3 protein-coding genes are annotated in these 5,415 nt (G+C 56.8%); all 3 read left to right on the top strand.

Annotated features, from left to right (window positions below):
* Positions 1-3,349 (top strand): beta strand repeat-containing protein (locus ISP15_RS17985; RefSeq protein ID WP_404549330.1); only part of this gene is annotated, 3,349 nt, incomplete at its 5' end.
* Positions 3,346-3,930: a hypothetical protein gene (locus tag ISP15_RS17980; RefSeq protein WP_404549328.1), complete on the top strand. Its 585-nt coding sequence runs from the start codon at positions 3,346-3,348 to the stop codon at positions 3,928-3,930. The genes ISP15_RS17985 and ISP15_RS17980, both read left to right, overlap by 4 nt.
* A 27-nt stretch (positions 3,931-3,957) precedes the next feature.
* A complete protein-coding gene (locus tag ISP15_RS17975; RefSeq protein ID WP_449757825.1) occupies positions 3,958-5,286 on the top strand; it encodes a hemagglutinin repeat-containing protein in 1,329 nt (442 codons plus the stop codon).
* The last annotated feature ends 129 nt before the right edge of the window (positions 5,287-5,415 follow it).

Raw genomic sequence — 5,415 nt, 5'->3', positions numbered from 1 at the left:
CGCCGTCGGCCCCGGTGCCGATGCGCACCTGAGCGCCGGCCACGCCCTCGACATCAGCGCGCCAACCATCCACAACACGGTCGTGGGCGCCGACGGCCAACCCGTGACCGGCGTGAGACTCGGCGCCAACGCCGGCGGCGCGCCGCTCACCGGCCAGCCCGGCCCCGGCGCACCCACCGTCGGCGACCGCACCGCACCGCTGGGCCCCCTTCAACTCCCCGGCAATGGCCTGTATACGATCCACCCCGGCAGCGGCAGCCCGTACCTGGTCGAGACCGATCCGCGCTTCGCCACGATGAGCGGCTTCCTGGGCAGCGACTACCTTGTGAACCAGCTGGGCCTGCCAGGCGACCTCACCCTGAAGCGCCTGGGCGACGCCTTCTACGAAACCCAACTGGTGCTGGACCAGATCACGGGCCTGACCGGCCAGCGCTACCTCGATGGCGAAAGCGATGCCCTGGAGCAATACAAGGCGCTGATGGATGCCGGCGCGCAGCAAGCCCGGTCGTTCAACCTCGCCGTGGGCGTGGCGCTCACGCCCCAACAGATGGCCAGCCTCACCCAGGACATGGTGTGGCTGGTCAACCAGACCGTCGACGGCCAATCCGTGCTGGTGCCGGTGGTGTACCTGAGCCAAAACACCGCCAACCACGTCGCCAGCGGCGCGGTGATCCAGGGCGGCACCGTCGCGCTCCACGCCAGCCAGCAACTGACCACGACCGGCACGATCCAATCCGCCAGCGACGCCACGATCCAAGCCGGCAACCTGCTCAATGCCGGCACGCTGTCGGCCGGTGGCAACCTGAGCGTGCAAGCCGCGCAAGACCTGCTCAACGTCGGCAGCCTCCAGGGCGGCAACGTGGCGCTGGTTGCCGGCCATGACCTCAGCAGCCGCGCCACGACAGGCGCGGTGGCGCTCGGCACCGTCAACCTCGGCGGCTTGAAGGCACCGGGACTTGGCACGCCCGCCGGCGGGCAGGTCACCGCTGCGGGCACGCTCACCGCGCAAGCGGGCAACGATCTTGTCCTCGATCACGCCACGCTCAGCGCGGGTCAAAACCTGGGCCTGGCCGCCGGCCACGATCTCACCGCCACCGCCAGCACCCTCACCGCCGGTGGCGATGCGCAACTCATCGCCGGGAACAACCTCCACCTCGACGCAGCCGGCAGCACCCAGCGCCAAGGCACGCGGATGAACGGCCAGGCGACCACCACGCACGCGGTCACCGCGCTCACGGCCGGCGGCCGTGCCGTGCTGGCGGCGGGTTACGACCTCAATAGTCAGGGTGCGCAATTAACTGCGGGCAATCAGCTTGGCGTCGGTGCTGGTCACAACGTTACGCTTAATGCCGTGACCGACAGTAGTAACCAGACCACGCAAGGTTTCCAGGACAGCATTTTGGTTAGTACTCGTCAATATGACGAAACTCTGCGGGGTACAACTTTAAGCGGCTTCAAAGATATATCTATCAGTGCTGGTAACGATCTAACTAGCGTCGCCGGTATGGTGACCAGCATCAACGGCGGCGTCAAATTGATTGCCGGTAACGATATCCAGCTCAACGTCGGTGTTGAAAGCCATAGCGTATCGCGTGACACCGTTATCAAAAGCGATGGCTTGTTCAACAGTACCAAGACCACAACCCACTATGCTGCTCAAGACAGCAATGTCGTCGGCACGCTGCTCGCAGGTAATGTGGTCACGGTGGCGGCGGGGCACGACCTCAACGCTACGGCTGCTGCATTGAACGCAAACCGCGATGTCCTGCTTACCGCAGGCAACAACATTGTCCTATTGGCGGGACAACAAATATCGCAGACGGAAGAAAGTCGTCGTCAGAGCGGGGGCTTCAGTGGCTTGAAGTGGAGTAATGACCAAGGCCTCAATGTCACGTCTACGGGTACGCAGATCAACGCGGGTAATGACATCACTATTAAGAGTGGAGGTACACAGATATATCAGGCCACTGATGCGCAAAGTGGCGGTGATACAACGCTATTTAGCGGTGGAGGCATCGCTTTTCTGACGGCTACCGACGTCGACCATCAAAGCCGAACCTCAGGTAAGCACAACATCGTCTGGCAAGCGAGCGATAACAGTGGACATGTCGATACTACTGAAAAGCAAAGCACCTTTACGGCCGGAGGCGACTGGAACCTCGTCACTACGGGCAATATATTGGTACAGGTGGGGCAGGAGAGCCGCGAAACCGCTGATCAGGTGATTAATCGAGCAACCACGCTACCTGGTCAAAGCTGGATAAGCACGTTGCAAAAAGATCCTTACGTCACATGGCAGGATGTAAGCGAGCAACATGATGTTTGGCATGAACATCATGAGGGCGTAACACCAGCCCTTAGCGCTGTCATCACGGCTGTGGCCGCCTATTTTACTGCGGGCGCAGCCAGTGCACTAATCGGTACGGCTTCCGGGGCTGCTGCCGGTTCTGGCGCGGCGCTAGCTGCCGCTGGTAGCGGTGCCACCGGTGCTGCGGTTTCTGCCGGTTGGGCGAATGCGACATTAGCTGGCGTGGCCGCAGGCTCTATCGGTGGTTCTACTGGCGCCATTGCGCAAGGCAATGACTGGCGCACGCCCGCCCTCTATGGCGCCGTTACCGGGGGGCTCACTGGCTATCTGTCGGCAGGCACTTACTACAACAATCCCATTACGGGCGCCAAGGAGTTGAGCGGGTATATTGTTAACGGTCAGTACGAAAACATTGGCGAATTTGCATTGCACTATGCCACCACGAATGCAATGGCTCGGCTGGAGGCGAAGCTTGCCGATAAGGTGGGATTAAACTCACAGCAGCTTAATTGGTTGTTGATGGTCGGGTCGATTGTGGGGAATGCTGAGACTACTACGCGGTATAAGTCACCTTCACAGGGTACTTCATCCAGTGATTTTGATCAGACTGGTGGCGCAGGAGTTCGTGGATATTTCAATAGAGGCTTAGTCGGACTTCCATTTGACACGATCGATCTCCTACTCGGCTATCAAGGGTTGCCAGATGCTTCAAGCGCCTCTGTTCTATATAACAAGGATTTAGCCGACATCAATCAGCCGATAACGCAGAACCTGACTTGCCACAGTCTTGGCACTGTGACGTGCTCGTATCTTGGTTGGAATGGGCTAGTCAACGGTAACATTTACCTAGCTTCGGTTCCATTTATGGTGGCGGCGCCGCCTAACGCCACCACATTGCTCGGCAATGGCGATGCAGTGAACGGATTCTCTGGCGGAGCGATCTTCAATTGGAACGCTACCATAGTGCCTATTCAATTCTTAACGGGCCATCCATTCGATAATTACAAAAAATATATTGATGATGCTGGAGCAAAAAAATGATTTTCATGAGTAGGATGGCTGTGCCTTATTTTGGCGCTTTTTTGCTATGTGGATGCGTGTCAATGGCAGACTATAAGGTAGCCATGGATAATGATGGATCGTTTGCTGCTTACGACAATCAGTTTGCCGTTGATTCAATGAACTATCCAGTGTTTGCACTTGCAAGCAATGTCCGTAAAAGAAATCCCAGGCCACCGAACGTTGGCCCAAAATGGGCGGATGACGAAAGTACTGATTTTTTCCCCAGTGATCATTGGGAAATTGCAAAGGTTGTTGGTGATCGGTACTTGGCATATTCATTTCAATATAATGAAAGATATTGCAGGCAGCAATTGGCGATGAACAGAAAATGGATGTATAAGACTTGTGATGAATCTCATGAAATGAACAAGTATGTTGATCAATATGCCTATCTTTATATAAGAAGGGATGGGTCGGCATACGGATGGCAATATGTAAATAACAATAAAAAGATGCCGTTTGAAAAAACATTTTTTAAGGTCGGGTTTGATGGTGATTGGAAAGGTCAACCTTGGTTCAAGTGCATAAAGCGTTGTGACAAGCTAATGAATATGAAATAGATCATATTTCTGTTCTGAATATCTGCGATGGAAAGCAAACAAAAAAATCCGCTTACACGGGGTTATGAAGCCTACGGCGCATACCAAGACGCGGCTATGCAGGCTGCAAAAAATGGAACGAGCACCAGTTCTGGCATCAATCTTCGCGTAGGCATCGGCGGCAGCAGCGCCAGCACCACGACGACCACGCACGATGACACCGCCTACGGCAGCCACATCAACAGCGCAGGCAACGTCACCCTTGCCGCTACCGGTGGCGATCTGGACATCATCGGCAGCCAAGTCAATGGACAGAACGTGGCGCTTGCGGCCGCCAACCATCTCAACATTCTCAACCAACAAGAAAACCACACGCTGGAAAGCGGCAACAAGAACGCCAGCGGTGGCGTCGGCGTACAAATTGGCAGCGGCGGCTTAGGCTTCTATGCGCAAGCCGCCGTTGGCAAAGGCAGCGCGCACGGCAACGGTATGACCCATGCCGACAGCACGGTGAACGCAAGCGACACCTTGACGCTCATCAGTGGCAACGACACCACCATCAAGGGCGCGCAGCTCACGGGCAACCAGGTACTTGCCAACATCGGCAACAACCTGCTGATCCAGAGCGAGCAGGACACCGACGACTACGCCAGCCAACAATGGCAAGTCGGTGGCGAAGTCGTGGTGGGAGCAGGCGGTAGCGGCAGCTTCAACTACAGCCAGAACAAAAGCAGCAGCCACTACGCTGGCGTGACGCACGTGAGCGGCATCCAGGCCGGTGATGGCGGCTTTGATATCAACGTACATGGCAACACGCATCTCAACGGCGGTGTNATCGCCAGCACCGCCGATCCGGGCAAGAACAGTCTCACGACCGGAACGCTCACCTACCAGGATATCCAGAACGAAAGCAGTGGCAAAGCGTCCGGCAGCAACTACGGCGCGGGCAGCGATGTACTCAGCGGCAGCAAATATGCCATCGGCAAAACAATAGTCGGCAACATGATGAGTGGTGGCGACGATAGCGAAGGCCACAGCAGCACCACGCACAGCGCCGTGGCTGGCGGCGCGATCACCATCACGGATGGACAGGCCCAGCTAGCGCTTAACGGCAAAACGACACAAGCAGCCATTGCCGGATTGAGCCGCGACGCCAGCCTGGATCAGGACGCTCTCGCGCGCCCCGATCTCGCCACGTTGCAAAACAATGTCGAGTACGAGCAGGCATTGAACGGGCTGGGTTATCAGGTTGGTACGCACTTCACGGATGAAGCGTACCGCACGATGTTTATCAAGGCGGCAAATGTTTATGAAGTGGCTTACGACAAGGATGGCAAGCCGATTCCAGGCCGTATGCTGACGGACGAGAAAAAATGAGCTTGCAGCCAGGCAAAGATGGCGCTGTTTATATCTCCGACAACGGTATCTTTAATGACGACAAGGCGGCTGCTAAATATGCCGATCAGCACAGCACGTCGAGCGGACCTCAGTACTACATCGACTTCC

Origin of the sequence: Dyella jejuensis, assembly GCF_044904675.1 — a bacterium.
GTDB lineage: Bacteria > Pseudomonadota > Gammaproteobacteria > Xanthomonadales > Rhodanobacteraceae > Dyella_B > Dyella_B jejuensis.
The sequence above is the reverse complement of the archived record's forward strand: the minus strand, read 5'-3'. Positions and strand labels throughout refer to the sequence as shown.